Genomic DNA, 19708 nt, shown 5'->3' with positions numbered 1-19708 from the left:
AGCTTCTGGTCTCCACCCGGGTGACGGTCCGTGTGCTGGGACGTGCCCGGAGCCTCCCGGCCCTCGCCGCTCCGCGTGTCACGCTCGTGGAACGATTCGATGACGATGCCGACGTGCAGCGCGTGTCCCTGCGGCTCTCGGCGCCGCTGATCGGCACGCTGTACCGGTACGAGGGCGCCTTCCGCTACCGGATCGAGCCCGACACCGGACGGGGGACACCATGAGCGACGACACTACCCGCGCGCCGAGGGGCCGCGCCGTGATCGCGGGAGCGGGCGGCTTCGTCGGACGGTACCTGCAGCGTGCCTTCCTCGACGAGGGGTACGAGGTCGTCACGGTCGGACGCACCGGCGATGCGGTGTGGGGCAACACGCTCCGCATCCGCGAGCTCGTCGACGGTGCCGCGATCGTCGTGAACATGGCGGGGAAGAGCGTGAACTGCCGCTACGGGCGTCGGAACCGGGCGGAGATCGTGCGCTCCCGGGTGGACACCACGCTCGAGCTGGCCGAGGCGATCCGCACCGCCGAGCACCCGCCGCCGCTGTGGCTGAACGCCTCGACCGCGACGATCTACCGGCACGCCGACGACCGACCGCAGGACGAGGTGACGGGGGAGCTCGGCGAGGGCTTCTCGGTCTCGGTCGCGAAGGCGTGGGAGGACGCCCTGTTCAGCGCGGACCTGCCGCACACCCGTCGGGTCGCGCTGCGGATGGCGATCGTGTTCGGCGACGGCAGTGCGCTCGTCCCGCTGCTCCGACTGGCCCAGGCCGGCCTCGGCGGCCCGCAGTTCGACGGGCCGTGGTTCCCGACGCGTGCACGGCTCCGCGCGGGTACGTACCACCACGACCGGCACACGCGTGGGCGGCAGCGGTTCAGCTGGGTGCACATCGCCGACGTCCTCGGGGTGATCCGGTTCGTGCGCGACCACGAGGACATCGACGGGCCCGTGAACGTCTCGAGCCCGGAGCCGTCGGACAACCTGACCGTGATGGCCACCATCCGCGACGCGGTCGGACGGCGCTTCGGACTGCCGACCTGGCGGTGGATGCTCGAGATCGGGTCGTTCGCGATCCGCACGGAGACCGAGCTCGTGCTGAAGAGTCGGTGGGTCGTGCCGACACGACTGCTCGAGGCGGGCTACGAGTTCCGGTACCCGCACCTGCGCGGCGCGCTCGCCGGCATCATCGCCGAGCGCCGGCAGCACCGGGGCTGACCGGCACCGCCACCGCCGGCACCGCCGCGGCCGGCACCAGCCTCGAGGTCCGCGACGACCACAGCACGGCGACCACCACCACGGCGCCCGCCACGACCTCGACCACGTCCGGCACCTCGCCGAACGCCGCCCACGACGCGAGCACCCCGATCACGGGGACGAGCATCGAGAACGGTGCGACGGTGCTCGACGGGTACTTCCCCATCAGGCGCGACCAGATCCCGTACCCGACCAGGCTCCCCGCGACGACGATGTAGAGCAGGCCGAGGTCGGCCGGCAACGCCGACGCGGTGAACGCCGTGCCGAACGCCCGACCGACCCGCTCCGGCCCCTCGACGAGCAGCGACAGTGCGAACATCGGTACCGGCGGGACGACCGCCCACCACAGGGTCAGGTGCAGCGGGTTCACCGGACCGGTCCGCCGTGTCGCGACGTTGCCGAGCGCCCAACCCAGCGCCCCGCACAGCACGAGCACGACCGGCAGCAGCGCCGCGGTCTGCGCCCGGTGCACCGCGATGACGCCGAGGGCCGCGACGGCGACGGACACCCCGACGACCTGACGGGCGGTGAGCTTCTCGCGCAGCAGGACCCCGGCGAGCACGACCGTGAACGGCGCGGACGCCTGGATCACCAGCGACGCGAGCCCGGTCGGCATCCCGGCCGCCATGCCGAGGTACAGGAACGCGAACTGCAGGACGCCGAGCGTCGCACCGACGAGCACGATCCACCGGAACGGGACCCTCGGCCGCGGGACGAACAGGAGCGTCGGGACGGCCAGCAGGCTGAACCGGACGGCGGCGAGCAGGAACGGGGGCCAGTGGTCGAGGGCGATCGTCGTCGCCGGGAAGTTCAGACCCCACGCCACGGCGACGACGAGGGCCAGGATGCGGTCGCGGAAGAGCACGGGTCGATCGTCCCGCACGAGAAGCGGTAGCACCAGCGCACGGTGCGACAGCATCGTTGTAGGGTCCCTGCATGGTCGGCTTCGACATCGCCCTGCTGCCGGTCCTCCGCGAGCTCGCGGAACGAGGGACCGTCACCGCGGTCGCAGCAGCCACGCACCGCACCCCGAGCGCCGTGTCGCAACAGCTCCGCACGCTGCAGCGCCAGGCCGGCGTGCCCCTGGTCGAGCGCGTCGGACGCGGCGTGCGCCTCACCGCGGACGGCCGGGCGCTCGCCGACATGGCCACCGGTGTCGCGACCGCGCTCGCCACGGTGGAGTCGGCGTGGTCGGAGCACCTCTCGGGGGTGAGCGGGACGGTCGACCTCGCGGTGTTCCCCTCGGCGGCCGAGCTGCTGCTGCCGGGGCTCCTCACCCGCATGCGCGAGCACCCGGGCATCGTCCTCGAGCTCTCGGACGTCGACGTCAGCGAGGGGGAGTTCGCGCCGCTCACCGCCGACCACGACGTCGTCATCGGGCACCGCCCGGACGGTGCCCGCCGCCCCGACGGCGCCGTCGAGACGGTCGCGCTGCTCCGGGAACCGCTCGACGTCGCCCTGCCGCTCGACCACCCGCTCGCCGACCGGGAGCGCGTCGGCATCGAGGACGTCGTCGACGAGACCTGGATCGGCGTGCCCGAGGACTACCCGATCGACCGCGTGCTGATCGCGATGGCCGCGGCGTCCGACACCCCGCCGTCGGTGGCGTTCCGCACGATCCACCTGCCCGTCATCGAGAACCTGGTGGCCGCGGGGCACGGCATCGCGCTCGTGCCCCGGTACACGTCGGGCACGCGTGCGGCGGGACGGTTCCGGTTGGCGACGCTCGCCGACGTGCGGGCGGGCCGGCGGATCGAGGCGCTCACCCGTCCGGACCGCGCGGTCCGTCCCGCGGTCCGCACCGTCCTGGAGGCGTTGGTCGCCGAGGCACGGGCCGTCACCTCCTGAGGTGGTGACGTGCGCGGCGGGGCCGCCCCGCGCCTCCCGTCCGGTGCGCCTGCTCGCGGTCTCGCGGAACGCAACGACGGCGGCTGCTCGCAGGGGTGTGCCGCTGCGAGGAACCGCCGTCGTTGCGCCTTGCGGAAGGGGTCGGACTAGACGTCCAGGCGGTCGACGAGCTCGTCGGCCAGGCCCGTGTAGGTGCCGGGCGTGAGGTTCGTCAGCCGTGCCTTGGCACCCGACGAGATGTCGAGGCCGTTCACGAACGCGACGAGCTCGTCCTGGCCGATGCGCTTGCCCCGCGTGAGCTCCTTGAGCATCGCGTAGGGGTCCTCGATGTTCGACTGCCCGGCGGTGACCTCGGCGCGGATGACCGTCTGGATCGCCTCGCCGAGCACCTCCCAGTTGTGGTCGAGGTCCTCGGCCAGCCGGGTCTCGTTCACCGCGATCTCGCCGAGCCCACGACGCAGGTTGTCGAGCGCGAGCAGCGAGTGCCCGAACGCGACGCCGATGTTCCGTTGCGTGGTCGAGTCGGTCAGGTCACGCTGCAGGCGGCTCGTCACGAGGGTCTCGGACAGCGTCGAGAACAGCGCCGACGAGATCTCGAGGTTCGCCTCGGCGTTCTCGAACCGGATCGGGTTGATCTTGTGCGGCATCGTCGACGACCCCGTGGCACCCGCCACCGGGATCTGCGTGAAGTACCCCATCGAGATGTAGGTCCACACGTCGGTCGCCAGGTTGTGCAGGATCCGGTTCGCGTGGCGCACCCGGTCGTACAGCTCGGCCTGCCAGTCGTGCGACTCGATCTGCGTCGTCAGCGGGTTCCACGTCAGGCCGAGGCCCTCGACGAACTCCTTCGACAGCGCGGGCCAGTCGGCCTCGGGGTCGGCGGCGAGGTGCGCCGAGAAGGTCCCGGTGGCGCCGGAGAACTTGCCGAGGTACTCGCCGTGCTCGATCTGCGTCAGGACGCGCTCGAGGCGGTAGACGACCACCGCGAGCTCCTTGCCGAGGGTCGTCGGCGTCGCGGGCTGCCCGTGCGTGTGCGAGAGCATCGGCACGGCGCGGAGCTGCTCCGCCATGGTGCGGAGCGTCGCCAGGACCGAGCGGTAGGCGGGCAGCCACACCTGGTCGACGGTGTCCCGCACCGTCAGTGCGTACGACAGGTTGTTGACGTCCTCGCTGGTGCAGGCGAAGTGCGTCAGCTCGGCGATGGCGTCGAGCCCGAGCTCGGACAGGCGGCGACGGACGAAGTACTCGACGGCCTTGACGTCGTGCCGCGTCGTGGCCTCGATCTCGGCGAGCTCCGCGATCTGGTCGTGGCCGAAGGTCTCGACGACCCGGCGCAGCGCTGCCTTGTCGTCGATGCTCAGCGGCGAGGTGGTGAACATCGCGTGGTCGGTCAGGAAGATGAGCCACTCGACCTCGACCACGATGCGTGCGCGGTTGAGGCCGGCCTCGGAGAGGTGCTCGCCCACCGTGTGCACGACCGGGTAGTACCGCCCGTCGAGCGGGCTGATCGGCTGCGGGGGAAGGGGGGTCATGGGGCTCCCTGACGGACTGCCGGTTCGAGTTGGCGGAAGAGCGCCCGGCAGGCACGCTCGACGGTCGAGAGCACTCGGTCGAACTCGTGCCGGTCCGCGTAGTACGGGTCCGGCACGTCGGCCTGCTGGGGCCAGGCGTCGTCGTACCGCAGCAGGAGCGTCACCTTGGCGGCGTCGTCCATGGTCGGTGCCCACGAGCGCAGGACGCGTTCGTGGGAGCGGTCGAGTGCGACCACCAGGTCGAGGTCCGGGAACCGGTCCGGGTCGAACTGGCGGGCGCGATGCCTGCTGCCATCGTATCCGCGTGCTGCGAGTGCCGCGATCGTGCGCTCGTCCGCGGGCTCGCCGACGTGCCAGTCACCGGTGCCCGCCGACTCGACGACGAAGCGGTCGGCCATGCCGGCGTCGGCGGCGACCTGTGCGAAGACGATGCCGGCCATGGGGGAGCGGCAGATGTTGCCGCTGCAGACGAACGAGACGCGGAACGGGGCGTCGGCGTCCGGGCTCATGTGCACATCATGGCGCACGGACGTGCCGTCCGCGACGGCGGTCCGACCGGGAGGCGCGGCACGGCCCTCGTCGTCGGCACGCGTCGCGCGGGCGGCCGGCTCGGTGCGGCCCGCGGTCACGGACGCGGGCGGTTCAGCACCGGCCGCACGAACAGCCCGATCAGCCACGAGAACACGGCGAGCACGAAGGCGCCGACGATGCCCCAGCCGAAGGACTCGACGTCGAGCCCGAAGCCGATCGCGTCCGAGATGCCGGCGACGATGAGCAGCAGCACGGCGTTCACGATCAGCGAGATCAGGCCGAGCGTCAGGACGTAGAGCGGGAACGCGACGATCCGGATGATCGTGCCGATGACCGCGTTCACGAGCCCGAACACGAACGCCACGAGCAGGAACGTGAGCACCACGGCGGTGGTGTCCCCGTCGCCGAACGGGGTGACGGTGACGCCGCTCACGATGAGGGTGGTGAGCCAGAGCGCAACGGCGTTGACGACGAGGCGGACGAGGAATCGCATGCCCTCATGATGCCCGTCGCGCCCCGGACGGTCCCCGGTAGCCTGAGCGCGTGACTGACGAGCGCGTGCACATCCGGCCCGAGGTGGCCGTCCTCCCCGCGTACAAGCAGGGGCGCCAGGCAGCGCCCGACGCCTTCAAGCTGTCGAGCAACGAGAACCCGTTCCCGCCGCTGCCGGGCGTCGTCGAGGCCGTGCAGGCGCAGACGGCCTACAACCGCTACCCGGACGCCACCGCCCTGGCCGTCCGCGCCGTGCTCGCGAACCGCGCCGGACTCACCGTCGACGAGGTCCACGTCGCGCCCGGCAGCGTCGCGATCCTGCACGAGCTGGCCCGGGCGACGAGCGGCCCCGGCGACGAGGTCGTCTACGCGTGGCGCTCCTTCGAGGCCTACCCGGGTGTCGTCACGGTCGCCGGTGCCACGAGCGTGCAGGTGCCGAACCGCCCGGACGGCGGCCACGACCTCGACGCCATGGCCGACGCCGTGACCGACCGCACCCGCATGGTCATCGTCTGCTCGCCCAACAACCCGACCGGTCCCGTCGTCACGGGCGCGGAGTTCGAGACGTTCATGGCGCGCGTGCCGTCGACCGTGCTCGTCGTGCTCGACGAGGCCTACACGGAGTTCGTCACGGAGCCCACCGCGGTCCGTGGCACGCCGCTGCTCGAGCGGTACCCGAACCTCGTCGTCCTCCGCACGTTCTCCAAGGCGTACGGACTCGCGGGCCTGCGCGTCGGGTACGCGTTCGGTCCGGCGTACGTGCTCGACGCCGTCCGTACCTGCGCGATCCCGTTGTCGGTGACGGCGCAGGGCCAGGCGGCGGCGCTCGCGAGCCTCGAACGCGAGACCGAGCTGCTCGACCGCGTCGCCGAGCTCGCGGCGAGTCGTGACCGCATCGTCGCCGCGTTGCGCGGCCAGGGCTGGGACGTCCCGGACGCCCAGGGCAACTTCGTGTGGCTGCCGACCGGGGAGCTGACGGCCCACGCGGCCGAGCGCTTCGAGGCTGCCGGCATCATCGTGCGGGCCTTCGGGAACGAGGGCATCCGGGTGTCGGTCGGGGAGCACGAGGCTGTGGAAACGCTCCTCGAAACGGCGGGGTCGCTTGTGGGGGACCTCCAGGCGGCCCGGTAGGCCCTGGCGTTACGCTGACCGACATGTCATTCCACGCCGCGGCCCCCGCGACGGCCACCGTCCGGATCCTCGACCCCGAGGGCCGGTTCGTGGAGACCGACGAGAACGCCGAGTACGCCGCTGTCGCGCGGACGATCCCGGACGAGACCCTGCTGGCGATGCACCGCCGCATGGTGCTCACGCGTCGGTTCGACCACGCGGGCCACAACCTCCAGCGCACCGGTCAGCTCGGCCTCTGGGTCCCGAGCCACGGACAGGAGGCCGCGCAGGTCGGCTCCGTCTTCGCCCTCCGTGCACAGGACCACGTCTTCCCGTCGTACCGCGAGCACGCCGTCACGATGCACCGCGGTGTCGAGCCGATGGAGATCATCGCGATGTACCGCGGCCAGACGCACGGCGGCTGGGACCCGGACGAGCGCGGCAACACGCACATCTCGACGCTGGTGATCGGGTCACAGACGCTGCACGCGACGGGCTACGCGCTCGGTCAGCAGCTCGACGGCGACGTGGGCACCGGTGACCCCGACCGCGACGCCTGCACCATCGTCTACTTCGGTGACGGCGCGACCAGCCAGGGCGACGTGAACGAGGCGTACGTCTTCGCCGCGTCGACGAAGGCCCCCGTCGTCTTCTTCCTGCAGAACAACCACTGGGCGATCTCGGTGCCGGTGTCGGTGCAGTCGCCGACCCCGCTCGTCGACCGCCCGCGCGGCTTCGGGATCCCGAGCGTCCGCGTCGACGGCAACGACGTCCTGGCGTCGTACACGGCGTCCCTCGTCGCGACCGACCACGCCCGCTCCGGGCAGGGGCCGGCGTTCGTCGAGGCCGAGACCTACCGCATCGGTGCGCACACGAGCTCCGACGACCCGACCCGCTACCGCCTCGACGACGAGCTGACCTCGTGGGTGGAGCGCGACCCGATCGCCCGTTCGGCCGCGTACCTGCGCAGCCGCGGGGTCACCGACGAGCAGCTCGCGCGCTTCGACGAGGAGGGCGAGGACATCGCCGCCGACGTCCGACGGGCGACCGTGGCCCTGACCCCGCCGTCGGTGGACGTCATGTTCGACAACGTGTACCGCGAGCCGCACCCGGTCACCACCGCGCAGAAGGCCTGGCTCGAGCAGTACGAGGCCGGGTACGAAGGGGGCTCCCACTGATGAGCACGACCGAGCAGCTCTTCGACTACACGCTCCGCGCCCACCCCGGTGCGGGCGAGGTCCCCAGCGAGCCCGTGCAGACCCTGCCGATGGCCAAGGCGCTCAACGCCGGCCTCGCCGCCGCGATGGCCGCGGACGACAAGGTCCTGCTCATGGGCGAGGACATCGGCCAGCTGGGCGGCGTCTTCCGCATCACCGAGGGCCTGCAGGAGCGGTTCGGTGCCGAGCGCGTCCGTGACACCCCGCTCGCCGAGGCCGGCATCATCGGCACCGCGATCGGCCTGGCACTGCGCGGCTACCGCCCGGTGGTCGAGATCCAGTTCGACGGCTTCGTCTGGCCGGGCTTCGACCAGATCACCTCGCAGCTCGCCAAGATGCAGAACCGCCTGCCGCAGCACATGTCGCTGCCGGTCGTCATCCGCATCCCCTACGGCGGGCACATCGGCGCCGTGGAGCACCACCAGGAGTCCCCGGAGGCGTACTTCGCGCACACCCCGGGCCTGCGCGTGGTCAGCCCGAGCACGCCGAACGACGCGTACTGGATGATCCAGGAGGCGATCGCGTCGAAGGACCCGGTCGTGTTCCTCGAGCCGAAGTCGCGCTACTGGCCGAAGGGCGAGGTCGACCTCGTCGACGGCCACGTCCCGATGCACACCACGCGCGTCGCCCGGACCGGCACCGAGGTCACCCTCGTCGGCCACGGTGCGATGGTGGCGACCCTCATGCAGGCTGCGGACATCGCCGAGGCCGAGGGCACCAGCTGCGAGGTCATCGACCTCCGATCGATCTCGCCGATCGACTGGGAGCCGCTGCTGACCTCGGTCCGCAAGACCGGCCGGGTGGTCATCGCGCAGGAGGCCTCCGGCTTCGTCAGCGTCGGCAGCGAGATCGCCGCGACCGTCGCGGAGCAGTGCTTCTACACGATGCAGGCGCCGCCGATCCGGGTCTCCGGGTTCGACGTCCCCTTCCCGGTGTCGAAGCTCGAACACCTCCACCTGCCGGACGCGGACCGTGTCCTCGAGGCCGTCGACCGCGCCCTCGCATACTGACCGAGCCGACCAGAACGTTCGAAGGAGCCGCAGTGCCCGCCGCCGAATTCCCCCTGCCCGACGTGGGCGAAGGCCTGACCGAGGCCGAGATCGTGCAGTGGCGCGTCGCGATCGGGGACGAGGTCGCCGTCGACCAGGTCCTGGTCGAGATCGAGACCGCGAAGTCGCTCGTCGAGCTGCCGTCGCCGTTCGCCGGGACCGTCACCGGGCTGCTCGTCTCCGAGGGTGACACCGTCGAGGTCGGCAAGCCGATCATCCGGGTCGACTCGGACGTGCAGGTCGCGTCGACGTCCGCCCAGCCGGGAGGCCCGTCCACCGTCGCCGACAGTGCCCCGGCCTCGCCGGACGTCGCCGTCACCCCGCCTGCCGCAGCGGCCGCTCCGGCTCCCGTCGCGCAGACGCCGCCGGCGCCCGTGCAGCAGGTCTCCGTGCAGCAGGCCCCGCCGGCACCGGCCCCCGCAGCGGCTCCGTCGCAGCCGGTCGCTGACCACGCGACCGTCGTCGGCTCCGACGAGTCGTCCGGCGCCGTCCTGGTCGGTTACGGCTCCGCGACCACGTCCCCGTCCCGCCGGAAGCCGGGCGCCCGCCGGGCCGCAGCGCTCGCCGCCGAGGCGAGCCGTGCCTCCAGTGCGGACGCCGTCGCCGCGGCCGAGGCCGCCTCGGACCCGGGCGAGGACAGCATCTCGCAGGCCGTCGGGGAGCAGGGCTCCCGACCGCGCAAGGCCGTCGTGTCGGGCATCGTCCTGGCGAAGCCGCCGATCCGGAAGCTCGCGAAGGACCTGGACGTCGACCTGACCGAGGTCGTGCCGACGGGTCTCGCCGGCGAGGTCACGCGCGACGACGTCATCCGGCACGCGAAGCAGGCCGGCGTCTTCCGCAACATCGAGACGCCCGAGTGGGGCGACGTCCGCCGCGAGACCATCCCGGTCAAGGGCGTGCGGAAGGCCATCGCGAAGGCGATGACCACGTCGAAGTTCACGGCGCCGCACGTGTCCCTGTTCGTCGACGTCGACGCGACCCGCACCATGGAGTTCGTCAAGCGCCTGAAGTCCTCGCCGACGTTCGCCGGCGTCAAGGTCTCGCCGCTGCTCGTCTTCGCCAAGGCGGTCATCTGGGCCGTCCGTCGGAACCGGTCGGTGAACTCGACCTGGACCGACCAGGAGATCATCGTCCACCACTTCGTGAACCTCGGCATCGCCGCGGCGACCCCGCGTGGGCTCATCGTGCCGAACATCAAGGACGCGCAGGACATGTCCCTGTTCGAGCTCGCGAAGGCGCTCGAGGACCTGACGCTCACCGCCCGCGACGGCAAGACCACGCCGCAGCAGATGGCCGACGGCACCGTGACGATCACGAACATCGGTGTCTTCGGCATGGACACCGGCACACCGATCCTGAACCCGGGCGAGGTCGCCATCGTCGCGATGGGCACGATCAAGCCGAAGCCGTGGGTCGTCGACGGCGAGGTCCGCTCGCGCATGGTGACCACGATCGGTGCATCGTTCGACCACCGGGTCGTCGACGGCGACGTGGCCTCGCGCTTCGTGCACGACATCGCTTCGGTGCTCGAGGAGCCGGCGCTGCTGCTCGACTGACGCCTGCACGCCCGTCACCGGTCCGGCCCCGGGCTGCGCGAAGCCGCAGTCCGGGGCCGGATCGCGCGGACGTCGCGTGGTGTCCACCCACTTGTCGGGGGTCGGGGTGATGATCGGACCATGGCCCACCAGCTCCTGACCCCACAGCAGGAGATCCGGACGGATCGCCTGGTGCTGACACCGCTCACGCCCGCCGACATCGACGACGTGCACGCGGTGTTCTCCGACGCGCGGACCTGGGGACACCTGCCCTCCGGGCGGCACACCGACCGTGCGACGACGGTCGACCTCGTGCAGCGCAAGATCGGCGGTCGGGCCCGGTACGGCCTCGGTTCGTGGACGGTCCGCACGACGGACGGAGCGTTCGTCGGGGTCGGCGGCGTCGACATGACGACGTCGGGGGTCTGGAACCTCGGCTACCGGTTGGCTCCCGCGGCCTGGGGGAACGGGTACGCCGGCGAGCTCGCGCGCGCAGCCGTGGCCGAAGCGCACCGCGCAGCTCCGTGCGCACCGGTGACCGGCCGGGTGCTGACGAACAACCCGGCGTCGGCCGCTGTGCTGCGGAAGGTGGGGCTGTCGCTCGTCTGGCAGGGGTCGGCGTCGGTCGCTGCTCCGGACGGCGTGCTCGGTCAGGTGTGGACCGACCGCGAACTCACCGACGACCAGTTCGCCTGGCTCGTCCGCAACGCCTGAGGCGTGCTCCCGTCACCCCGCTGCGGACAACGCGGCCGCGAACGGCCCGACGTACGTCCGGAACGACCACTGCACGGTGTTCCAGTCGTGACCGCTGCCCGGCGCTGACCCGATCTCGACCCGGGCCCCGGCCTCCCGCGCGGCCGCACCGAGCTCCCGTGCGTTCTCGCTGAACTCCCGGTCGGACGACCCGGCGGTCAGCCAGAGGGCGTGGCCGTCCAGCCCGTGCTCCCGCATCTGCGCGATCGGTGCCGCCGCCTGCCAGGCCGCCACGGATCCGCCGAACGCCTGGTCGGCGCTGTGCTGCGGGCCCTGGTCGATCGGCTGGAGCTCGCTCGACACCGCCAGCGCCGCACCGAAGGCGGACGGGTGCACGGTGAGGAACTGCATCGTGCACGTGCCGCCCTGCGAGAACCCGGTCAGCCCCCAGGCCTTCCGATCGGTCGTCGCGGGCAGGTTCGCGTGGATCCAGGTCGGCACGTCCTGCGTCACGTAGGTCGCGACGTTCCCGAGCCGGGAGTCGACGCACATCGTGTTCCTCCCCGGCGCGGAGAGCTGGTCGATGCTCACGACGATGGGCGCCCGACCGTCGTGCGCGCGGGCGTAGGCGTCCAGGGGTTCCGCCAGACGACCGGCGGTGAACAGGTCCCCGGGCGCACCCGGCTGCCCCGAGAAGGCGATGACGACGGGCAGTGGTCGCGGGTCCCGCACCAGGGCCGCCGGCGGCAGCCAGACGACGGCCGGCCGCGCGTCGAAGTGCGAGCGCGTGCCGGGGATGGTCGCGGTCCGGACGATCCCGGCGGTGGGCATCGTGTCGAGGGGAGCGGCGTCACGGTCGTAGGCGGGCCACGGGTCGCTCTGCACGACGGTGCCGAGCGTCGGGTACTTGGCGAACTCGACGTTGATGCCGAGCGCGGGCACGACGAGCGCCGCCGGCACCAGGACGATCGCGAGCGCGCGACGCCATCCGCCGCCCTGCACCAGACCGGTGACCGCGAGGGCGAGTGCCGCGCCGGCGAAGGCGCTCCACATCTGCGTGATCGGGCTCAGCGCGACGCCGAACAGGTCGACGACCTGCGTGGTGAACCAGCAGGCGGCGAGCACGACGAGCGCGGCAGCGGCAGCGATACCGGCGCGGAGGGCCGCTCGGCGCCAGGCCTGCCGCGATCGCCACTGCCGCACGGCGGGCAGCAGGACGGCGGTCGCGAGCACGGCGAACGCCAGGTCGGCCGGCACGAGCTTGTCGGGTGCCTGCAGCTGCGTCGCGAGCAGCCACTCGGAGGGACTCACGAGCGGGTGGCCGGCTGCTTCGCCACCGGTGCGACGTGGGCCTGGCGGAGCGCCCACAGGTGCTTGGGACGGAGCCCGGGCACGTACGCGCTGGTGAGCGCTCGAGCCACCCGGGGGGCCTGCAGCGCGCTCGGGACGACGAGCCAGAGCGGCTCGTGGCGCGCGCCGAACTTCTCCTTGAAGCGCTGCAGCGACCGGAAGCCGTAGACGGGCTCGAGCGCCCGGGCGAGGAGCGCCGACCCGCGGGCCACCCAGGACCCGGCGTCGGTGTGCGGTGCGAGCGGCGTGCCCGAGAGGCTGATCGTGGTGAGGCCGGCCTCGCGGGCGCGCAGGGCGGTCCGGGCGATCAGGAACTCCATCACCCCGGGCATCCCGTCCTCGCCGCGTCGCATGACGTCGAGCGTGTACCCGGTCAGGGCACCGTGCTCGTAGACGGGCAGCCAGCTCGTGACCGCGGTCACCCGACCCTCGGCGGTCACGGCGAGCAGCAGTCGGACGTCCGGGTCCTCGAGCTCGCGGAACCCACCGAGCGTGAAGCCCATCTCCGGCAGACGACGGTCTGCTGCCCAGCGGGTGCAGATCGCCTCGACCTGCGCGCGCTGGTCGGCGTCGAGGGCGGCGAGCGTGGTCCACTCGTCGCGGAGCCCCTCGCGGTCGGCGCGGTTGGACGCGGTGCGCAGGTCCTGGCGCTTCTTGCCGCGCAGGTCGAACGTCGTCACGTCGAGCACGGACTCCACGCCCACGGGGAAGGACGCCCACCCCTCGGCCGCGAGGATCGCCCGCACCGGTTCGTGCACGCTCGTGAACGCGGGGGTCCAGCCGTTCCGCTCGCAGGCGCGGGCGAACGCGGCGACCACCTCGGCCCGGTCCGCGGCGGCGCACGCCGGGTCCGACACGGTCAGGGCGACGTCGCCGTGCACGCGGTAGGCGACGGCACCGAGCCCGTCCGGGTGCGTCCAGGTCGCGTTGCCCCGCCAGGTGCCCATGTGCCCGAGCGTGCCCGCGTCCCCCTCGCGGAGCATGCCGAGGTAGTCCTCGCCGCAGGTCGGCGTCGCGCGGAAGCGAGCGCGCACCAGCTGGCCGCGGAGCACCACGATCGCCAGGAGCACGGCGGCGGGGACGGCCCAGGCCCCGAGCAGCGTGACCTGCCACTCGACCTCGTCGGTCGTCAGGCCCTGCCACTGCACGAAGCCGTCCTGCAGTGGTTCGATGAGGAACACGTCGGCGAGCACGGCGGACAGCGTCACCAGCAGGCCCGCCGCCAGGACGAGCCCGGTGCGACGGCCGCGCTGGACGAGCCAGGCGGCCCCGATCAGGAGCACCCCGACGAGCACGGTCGCCCGGTCGCTCATGGCATCGGCGAACGGCGACAGGACGCCGTCCGGCTCGGGCACGACGAGCGTCACCAGGGTGCCCGAGCCGAGGGCGACGAGCGTGGCGACGACGATCGAGCGCGGGTGGGCGACGACGGTCCGGTCGGCGCGCGGCGCGGTCGGTGCCGGCCGGGAGGCGCGGCGCACCACGAGCTCGCCGGCGGCGGTCCCGAACAGAGTCGCCAGGGCACGCGCGGTGTCGGAACCGTGGCCGGCGAACAGCACCAGGGTGAGCACGACCGTCCACAGGACGGCGCGGACACGACGTCGGCGGGCCGGCGGCATCGTGGCGGAGGCCGCGGCGAGCAGGGCGGTCGCGACGGCGGACGGGGCGAACAGCGGCTCACCCGCGGCGGCCTCCGCGTGGGCCTCGCCCATCGCCGATCCGACCGTCACCGCCAGGAAGGTGACGGCGACGGCCGCGAGCGGGGCGCCGACGCCGACCAGGACGGTGCGCAGCGATCCGAGCGTGCGTTCCGCGAGCACCGTGACGGCCACGACGACCGCGAGGGCTGCCCAGGCGACCGGCGGGTGGTGCGGGAAGTCCGGCTCGGCGTGCGCGACGCGTGCCGTGACGGCGAGCAGGACGGAGGCGACGCCGACGCCCACGGAGACGGGGTGTCGACGGATGCTGGCGACGAGCGCTGACTGGACCACGCTGCCATCACAGCCGACCCTGCCGGGTCGGCGCATCGGGCGGTGGCGTGAACACGGGTGGCCGATCGGCCACCGACCGTCCCTCGGAGGGCTGGTCACCCGTCGTCCGCCGCTCGCTCGCCCGGCCGTCAGGGGGCGGGAACGCTCGGTCGGTGCTCGACGGGCAGGCGCAGGTGCAGCGCGAACCCGTCGCCGGGCTGCGGTCCCGAGTCGAGGCGGCCGCCGAGGAGCGACGCGCGTTCGCCGAGCCCGATGAGCCCCAGGCCGGACCCGGGCAGTTCGAGCCGGTCGGCACGTGCGGGCCCGTTCACGAGGTCGACGAGCACCTGGTCGCCGTGCAGACGGCCGCTGATCCGGACCACGGCGCCGGGGGCGTGCTTCCGGACGTTCGTCAGGCCCTCCTGCACGAAGCGGTAGACCGCGCGCTGCACGGGCAGGGGCAGGGTCGCGGGCAGGTCGACGGCCGCGTCGGTCTCGAGCCCGCTCGCGGCGACGAGCCGGGGCAGGTCGGCGAGCACGGGCTGCGGGGCGATCTCCCGGTCGGTGCCGCCGGACGCCCGGAGCACCTGGACCATCTCGCGCAGCTCCTGCAGGGTCACGACGCACAGCTGCCGGATCGTCCGCGCGAACGCCCGCTCCTGCTCGTCGCGCCCGGCCATCTGCACGCCGCCGGCCTGCACCGCGATGAGGGTCACCTGGTGCGAGACGACGTCGTGCATCTCGCGCGCGAGCAGGGCCCGTTCGCGGGAGAGGGCGACCTCGGCGGCGCGACGCCGTTCCTCGGCGCGGGAGGCCCCGAGCTCGGCGATGCGGTCCACCAGGTCCGCGCGGGTCCGCACGAGCAGGCCGATCGAGAGCGGGCCGAGCGCGAAGATGAGCGCGTACACGATCGACACCACGATCTCGTCGAGCTGCTGCGGCGGGCCGACGACGAACCCGCTGAACCCGACGAACTGCACGACGGCGGCGAGGAGCATGAGCCACCGGCGGTCCGTCCGCTCACCGAGCGTGAAGAGGGCGATGCTCGCCGCGACGACACCGGATCCGATGAAGAGCCCGGGCATCGTGAGCGCGAAGGTCAGGACGGGGAGTCGCCGACGGAGGACGAGCGCACCCGCCGCGACGAGCGACAGGGTGATCTCGGTCGTCGTGGCGCCCGCGATGTCGAGCACGGCGTCGACGACGGCGGCCGCGAGGAAGAGCGCGTCGACCAGCCACCACGGGGCCGGGTGGGCGCGCGCACGACGGAGGCCGACGTCGACGAGTGCGTCGAGCCTCCCGTCCGTCCGCGCCAGCAGTCGTCGGACGCGGCCGGACGGAGCGGGCTCAGCCATCGAGCAGCCCGGCCTCCGCCGCGCGGAGCGCGAGCTGGACGCGGGTGGTGACACCGAACGCGGCGAGGAGGGCGCGGACGTCCTCCTTGACGGTGCCGGTGCTGACGCCGATGCGCTGGCCGATCTCGGGGTTGCTGGCGCCCTCGGCGACGAGCCGCACCACGGCGTGCTCCCGGTCGGACAGCTCCGGTGCCGGCGTCGTCGGCCGGTGGGCGAAGAGCCGGGTCCGGTCCACGCCCGGCGCCAGGACGATGCCGCCGCGGGCGAGCGCCCGGACGTACTCCGCGAGCGACTCGGGGTCGGTGTCCTTGAGCAGGAAGCCGGCCGCCCCGGACTCCATCGCCCGGGCGACCACCTGGGTGTCGGTGTCGAACGTGGTGAGCATCGCGACGGCCGGGGGCTCGGGCAGCTGCCGGAGTGCAGCGAGCACCTCGAGCCCGTTCACCCGGGGCATGCGCACGTCGAGCAGGACCACGTCGGGGGCGTGCCGGCGCACGGTCTCGACCGCGTCGACGTCACCGCTCGTGGCGACGACGTCGATGTCCGCCGCTGCGCCGAGGATGAGTTCGAAGCCGTACCGGACGAGCGTCTCGTCGTCCACGATCACCACCGAGGTCACGGGCGTCATCTTGTCACGGCGTTGGCTTCTCGCATCCTGATCGCTACTGTGAGGACGACTGGTCATGTCCGCACAGGACCAGCTGGGCGAGGACCGCCCGGAGTCGACGAGCACCGGAGCACGAGGACCGCATGACGAGCCGCATCACCGAGGGGGCCGAGCCGAAGCACCAGCAGCTGCGGCGGATCCTGCTCGACCTCGCGACCGCCCGACTCGCGCCCGGCGCGGCGATCCCCTCGGAGCGGCAGCTCATCGCCGAGTACGGGGTGTCCCGGATCACGGTACGCGAGGCCCTCGGACAGCTCGTCAACGAGGGCTACCTGGAGCGCGTGCGCGGCAAGGGCACCTTCGTGGCGCACCGTCCCGTGCAGTCGACACTGCACCTGGCGTCCTTCACCGAGGAGATGCGCGCGCTCGGCCACGTCCCGACGACCGTCGTGCTCGTGCGCGAGGAGCGGGTCCCGCCGGCCGACACCGCGGCGGCGCTGCGCCTCGACGAGGGCGACACGGCCCACCACCTGAAGCGCCTGCGGATGGCGGACGGCGCACCGGTGTCCGTCGACGACGCCTGGCTCTCGGCGACGGCGTACCCGGGTCTGCTCGACCAGGACCTGTCCGGGTCGGTGTACTCGCTCGCGGCGGACACGTACGGCGTGCCGATCGACCGGGCGCAGCAGACGGTGGCGGCGAAGCCCGCGGCCGACGACGTCGCGACGCTGCTCGGGACCAGGACCGGGGCGCCCCTGCTCGAGTTCGACCGGGTGTCGTACTCGGGGGACCGCCCCGTCGAGCACGCGCGGTCCTGGTACCGGTCCGACCGCTACCGGGTGCAGATGGAGGTCACCGCCCGACGGCCGGGGGCGTAGCGCGCGCTGCCGCCCGCCCCCGCGGCCGGAGCCGAGCCTCGGCTCCGCGGACAGGTTCGCGGTCGTGCGCCCGCGAAGACGTCCGCGGGGCCGAGACTCGGCGGGGTTCCCCCGCGGTCAGACCGTGTAGAGCGTGGCGCCCTCGGGCGCCGTGGTGCCGACCGAGCCCTGCTCGACCGAGTCCGGCGCACTGCCGAGCACCACGACGGGGCAGACCGGGGAGTAGCCGGCGGCCTCGATCACGCTCGGGGTGAACCGCACGACCGGGTCGCCGGCGTGCACGGTGTCACCCTCGGCCGCGAGCAGCTCGAAGCCCTCGCCCCGCAGCTTCACGGTGTCGATGCCGACGTGCACCAGGACGTCCGTCCCGGCGGAGCCCTGCAGGGCGAAGGCGTGCGGGTGGAGCTTGACGATCGTGCCGTCCACCGGGGCGACCGCGGTCACCGGACCCGCGACACCCGTCGGGTCGACGGCGACCCCCGCACCGACCAGCTGCCCGGCGAACACCGGGTCGGGCACGTCGGCGAGTGCGACGACCGGGCCCGCGAACGGGGTCCGGACCGCGGTCACAGTTCGTCCTGGATGTCCTGCGCGAGGTTGTCCGCGATCGGACCGACGATGACCTGCCACCCGGTGCCGCCGCCGACGACGGCCTGCGCGCCCGCTGCCTGCAGGGCGGCCTTGTCCACGAGGTCGCCGTCCTCGACCTCGACGCGGAGGCGCGTGATGCAGCCCTCGACCTCGTCGATGTTGTCCGCGCCACCCAGTGCGGCGATGATGTCGGCTGCCTTGATGTCGGCCATCGTTTCCTCCTCGTTGCGGATTCCGTGCCGGGTTGACACGCATCTGGTCACCGGTTCAGACTACGGAACTGGTCATGACCGGACAGGACCGGACCCGGCGGTACCGCCGAGGCTACCCGGGGTCCTCGCATGACTCAACTCACCCCTGCGCCCAGCTCCACCCGATGACGAGAGGAACGCCGATGAGCACCGCTGCTGCAACGGACGTGCCGGACGAGAAGACCCTGAAGAAGCAGTCCAGGCTCTTCGCGAACGCCCAGCGCCTCGGTCGGAGCCTGCTCCTGCCGATCGCGGTCATGCCGGCCGCGGGCATCCTCAACCGCCTCGGCCAGAGCGACATGCTCGGCGCCATCCCCGGCTTCGAGCAGGGAGCCTCGGTCATCGGCGCCGCGGGCAACGCGATCTTCACGTGGCTACCGCTGCTCTTCGCGGTCGGCATCGCGATCGGCTGGGCGAAGAAGTCGGACGGCACCACGGCGCTCGCCGCGGTCGTCGGCTACATGGTCATGTACGAGGTCTGGAAGGTCATGTCACCGATCGTCCTGGCGGGCGTCGAGGACGCGAACGGCGACCAGAAGATGATCAACTACGGCGTCCTGGGCGGCATCGTCATGGGTCTGGTCGCGGCAACCATGTGGCAGCGCTTCCACCGGACGAAGATGCCGGACTTCCTCGGGTTCTTCTCGGGTCGCCGCCTGGTGCCGATCCTCACGGCCGCCGCCGGTCTCGTGATCGCGGTCCTGATGTCCTTCGTCTACCGCTACTTCGACATCGCCCTGACGGCGGCGGGTGAGGCCGTCGCGGACAATGCTGTGATCGGTGGCGGCATCTTCGGCTTCGCGAACCGCATGCTCATCCCGATCGGTCTGCACCAGCTGCTCAACTTCTTCCCGTGGTTCCAGCTCGGGAGCTTCAACGACGGCACCACGATCTGGCACGGCGACATCGCCCGCTTCCTCAACGGAGACCCGACGGCCGGCATCTTCCAGACCGGGTTCTTCCCGATCATGATGTTCGCGCTGCCCGCCGGTGCGCTCGCGATCTGGCGGAACGCCAAGCCGCAGAACCGCAAGGTCGTCGGCGGCATCATGATCTCGGCCGCGCTCACCTCGTTCGTGACGGGCATCACCGAGCCGCTCGAGTACTCGTTCATGTTCGTGGCGTTCCCGCTCTACGTCATCCACGCGGTCCTCACCGGGACCTCCCTGGCCCTGGTCAACGCGCTCGGGATCCGGGACGGCTTCTCGTTCTCGGCCGGCGCGATCGACTACGTGCTGAACTTCGGCAAGGCCGACGGGGCGATCTGGCTCATCCCGATCGGCCTGGCGTACGCGGTCGTCTACTACTTCCTGTTCTCGTTCGTGATCAGGAAGTGGAACCTGCGGACACCGGGTCGCGAGGACGACACGATCGCCGAGAACACGATCGACGCGGCCACCAGGCCCTGATCGCTCGCTGATCCTGCTCCGGACGGGAGGCGCGGTAC

At 72.4% G+C, this 19708-nt stretch carries 20 protein-coding genes; 10 read left to right on the top strand and 10 right to left on the bottom strand.

Features of this window, described 5'->3' with window-relative positions:
- Positions 1 to 20 precede the first annotated feature (20 nt).
- Positions 21 to 224 (top strand): DUF4166 domain-containing protein, encoded by a 204-nt coding sequence (locus J2X59_RS14930; protein ID WP_326497188.1) that lies wholly within the window; start codon positions 21 to 23, stop codon positions 222 to 224.
- Complete coding sequence (locus J2X59_RS14925) at positions 221 to 1213, top strand: epimerase (protein ID WP_326497187.1); 993 nt, start codon at positions 221 to 223, stop codon at positions 1211 to 1213. Before J2X59_RS14930 ends, J2X59_RS14925 begins: the two co-directional genes overlap by 4 nt.
- Here the strand turns inward: J2X59_RS14925 and J2X59_RS14920 are convergent.
- Entirely contained in the window at positions 1182 to 2117 is a 936-nt protein-coding gene (locus J2X59_RS14920; protein WP_326497186.1) for an EamA family transporter, read from the bottom strand. The genes J2X59_RS14925 and J2X59_RS14920 overlap by 32 nt on opposite strands.
- 71 nt (positions 2118 to 2188) lie before the next feature.
- Between J2X59_RS14920 and J2X59_RS14915 the strand changes: the two genes are divergently transcribed.
- Complete coding sequence (locus J2X59_RS14915) at positions 2189 to 3100, top strand: LysR family transcriptional regulator (protein ID WP_326497185.1); 912 nt, start codon at positions 2189 to 2191, stop codon at positions 3098 to 3100.
- 146 nt (positions 3101 to 3246) lie between these two features.
- On the opposite strand, the gene purB is transcribed toward J2X59_RS14915, so the two are convergent.
- From purB to J2X59_RS14900, 3 genes are all read right to left on the bottom strand, one after another.
- Complete coding sequence (gene purB, locus J2X59_RS14910) at positions 3247 to 4632, bottom strand: adenylosuccinate lyase (RefSeq protein WP_251154191.1); 1386 nt, start codon at positions 4630 to 4632, stop codon at positions 3247 to 3249.
- Positions 4629 to 5141 (bottom strand): low molecular weight protein-tyrosine-phosphatase, encoded by a 513-nt coding sequence (locus tag J2X59_RS14905; protein WP_066657642.1) that lies wholly within the window; start codon positions 5139 to 5141, stop codon positions 4629 to 4631. Before J2X59_RS14905 ends, purB begins: the two co-directional genes overlap by 4 nt.
- 116 nt (positions 5142 to 5257) lie before the next feature.
- Positions 5258 to 5656, bottom strand: a complete 399-nt coding sequence (locus J2X59_RS14900; RefSeq protein ID WP_326497184.1) for a phage holin family protein — start codon at positions 5654 to 5656, stop codon at positions 5258 to 5260.
- A 50-nt stretch (positions 5657 to 5706) separates the two neighbouring features.
- Between J2X59_RS14900 and J2X59_RS14895 the strand changes: the two genes are divergently transcribed.
- From J2X59_RS14895 to J2X59_RS14875, 5 genes are all read left to right on the top strand, one after another.
- Positions 5707 to 6786 carry a histidinol-phosphate transaminase gene (locus J2X59_RS14895; protein ID WP_326497183.1) on the top strand — a complete coding sequence of 360 codons (1080 nt, stop codon included), beginning with the start codon at positions 5707 to 5709 and terminating at the stop codon, positions 6784 to 6786.
- Positions 6787 to 6809: 23 nt separating this feature from the next.
- The gene (locus J2X59_RS14890) at positions 6810 to 7943 is read left to right on the top strand and encodes a thiamine pyrophosphate-dependent enzyme (RefSeq protein WP_066651770.1); all 1134 of its coding nucleotides are present in this window, start codon (positions 6810 to 6812) and stop codon (positions 7941 to 7943) included.
- 89 nt (positions 7944 to 8032) lie between these two features.
- Positions 8033 to 8992, top strand: a complete 960-nt coding sequence (locus J2X59_RS14885; protein WP_066657646.1) for an alpha-ketoacid dehydrogenase subunit beta — start codon at positions 8033 to 8035, stop codon at positions 8990 to 8992.
- A 32-nt stretch (positions 8993 to 9024) separates the two neighbouring features.
- Positions 9025 to 10587 (top strand): dihydrolipoamide acetyltransferase family protein, encoded by a 1563-nt coding sequence (locus tag J2X59_RS14880; RefSeq protein ID WP_326497182.1) that lies wholly within the window; start codon positions 9025 to 9027, stop codon positions 10585 to 10587.
- A 120-nt stretch (positions 10588 to 10707) separates the two neighbouring features.
- Entirely contained in the window at positions 10708 to 11280 is a 573-nt protein-coding gene (locus J2X59_RS14875; protein ID WP_326497181.1) for a GNAT family N-acetyltransferase, read from the top strand.
- 12 nt (positions 11281 to 11292) lie between these two features.
- On the opposite strand, the gene J2X59_RS14870 is transcribed toward J2X59_RS14875, so the two are convergent.
- The 4 genes from J2X59_RS14870 to J2X59_RS14855 form a co-directional block, all read right to left on the bottom strand.
- Positions 11293 to 12570: an alpha/beta hydrolase gene (locus J2X59_RS14870; RefSeq protein WP_326497180.1), complete on the bottom strand. Its 1278-nt coding sequence runs from the start codon at positions 12568 to 12570 to the stop codon at positions 11293 to 11295.
- Positions 12567 to 14600: a bifunctional lysylphosphatidylglycerol flippase/synthetase MprF gene (locus J2X59_RS14865; protein WP_326497179.1), complete on the bottom strand. Its 2034-nt coding sequence runs from the start codon at positions 14598 to 14600 to the stop codon at positions 12567 to 12569. Before J2X59_RS14865 ends, J2X59_RS14870 begins: the two co-directional genes overlap by 4 nt.
- Before the next feature lie 128 nt (positions 14601 to 14728).
- The gene (locus J2X59_RS14860) at positions 14729 to 15934 is read right to left on the bottom strand and encodes a histidine kinase (RefSeq protein WP_326497178.1); all 1206 of its coding nucleotides are present in this window, start codon (positions 15932 to 15934) and stop codon (positions 14729 to 14731) included.
- Positions 15927 to 16553 (bottom strand): response regulator transcription factor, encoded by a 627-nt coding sequence (locus J2X59_RS14855; RefSeq protein WP_326497177.1) that lies wholly within the window; start codon positions 16551 to 16553, stop codon positions 15927 to 15929. The genes J2X59_RS14860 and J2X59_RS14855 overlap by 8 nt, the downstream gene beginning before the upstream one ends.
- A 131-nt stretch (positions 16554 to 16684) precedes the next feature.
- On the opposite strand from J2X59_RS14855, the gene J2X59_RS14850 reads away from it, so the two are divergent.
- Positions 16685 to 17419, top strand: a complete 735-nt coding sequence (locus tag J2X59_RS14850) for a GntR family transcriptional regulator (RefSeq protein WP_066651794.1) — start codon at positions 16685 to 16687, stop codon at positions 17417 to 17419.
- Between the two features lie 117 nt (positions 17420 to 17536).
- On the opposite strand, the gene J2X59_RS14845 is transcribed toward J2X59_RS14850, so the two are convergent.
- On the bottom strand, positions 17537 to 17989 hold the full coding sequence (locus J2X59_RS14845) for a PTS sugar transporter subunit IIA (protein ID WP_326497176.1): 453 nt from the start codon (positions 17987 to 17989) through the stop codon (positions 17537 to 17539).
- Positions 17986 to 18243 carry a PTS transporter subunit EIIB gene (locus J2X59_RS14840; protein WP_268746776.1) on the bottom strand — a complete coding sequence of 86 codons (258 nt, stop codon included), beginning with the start codon at positions 18241 to 18243 and terminating at the stop codon, positions 17986 to 17988. Before J2X59_RS14840 ends, J2X59_RS14845 begins: the two co-directional genes overlap by 4 nt.
- A 161-nt stretch (positions 18244 to 18404) precedes the next feature.
- Between J2X59_RS14840 and J2X59_RS14835 the strand changes: the two genes are divergently transcribed.
- Positions 18405 to 19670, top strand: coding sequence for a PTS transporter subunit EIIC (locus tag J2X59_RS14835; RefSeq protein WP_326497175.1), 1266 nt, complete (start codon positions 18405 to 18407; stop codon positions 19668 to 19670).
- Positions 19671 to 19708 lie beyond the last annotated feature (38 nt).

The organism is Curtobacterium sp. 260 (assembly GCF_030803485.1).
GTDB lineage: Bacteria > Actinomycetota > Actinomycetes > Actinomycetales > Microbacteriaceae > Curtobacterium.
This window is presented reverse-complemented; position numbering and strand designations above follow the sequence as displayed.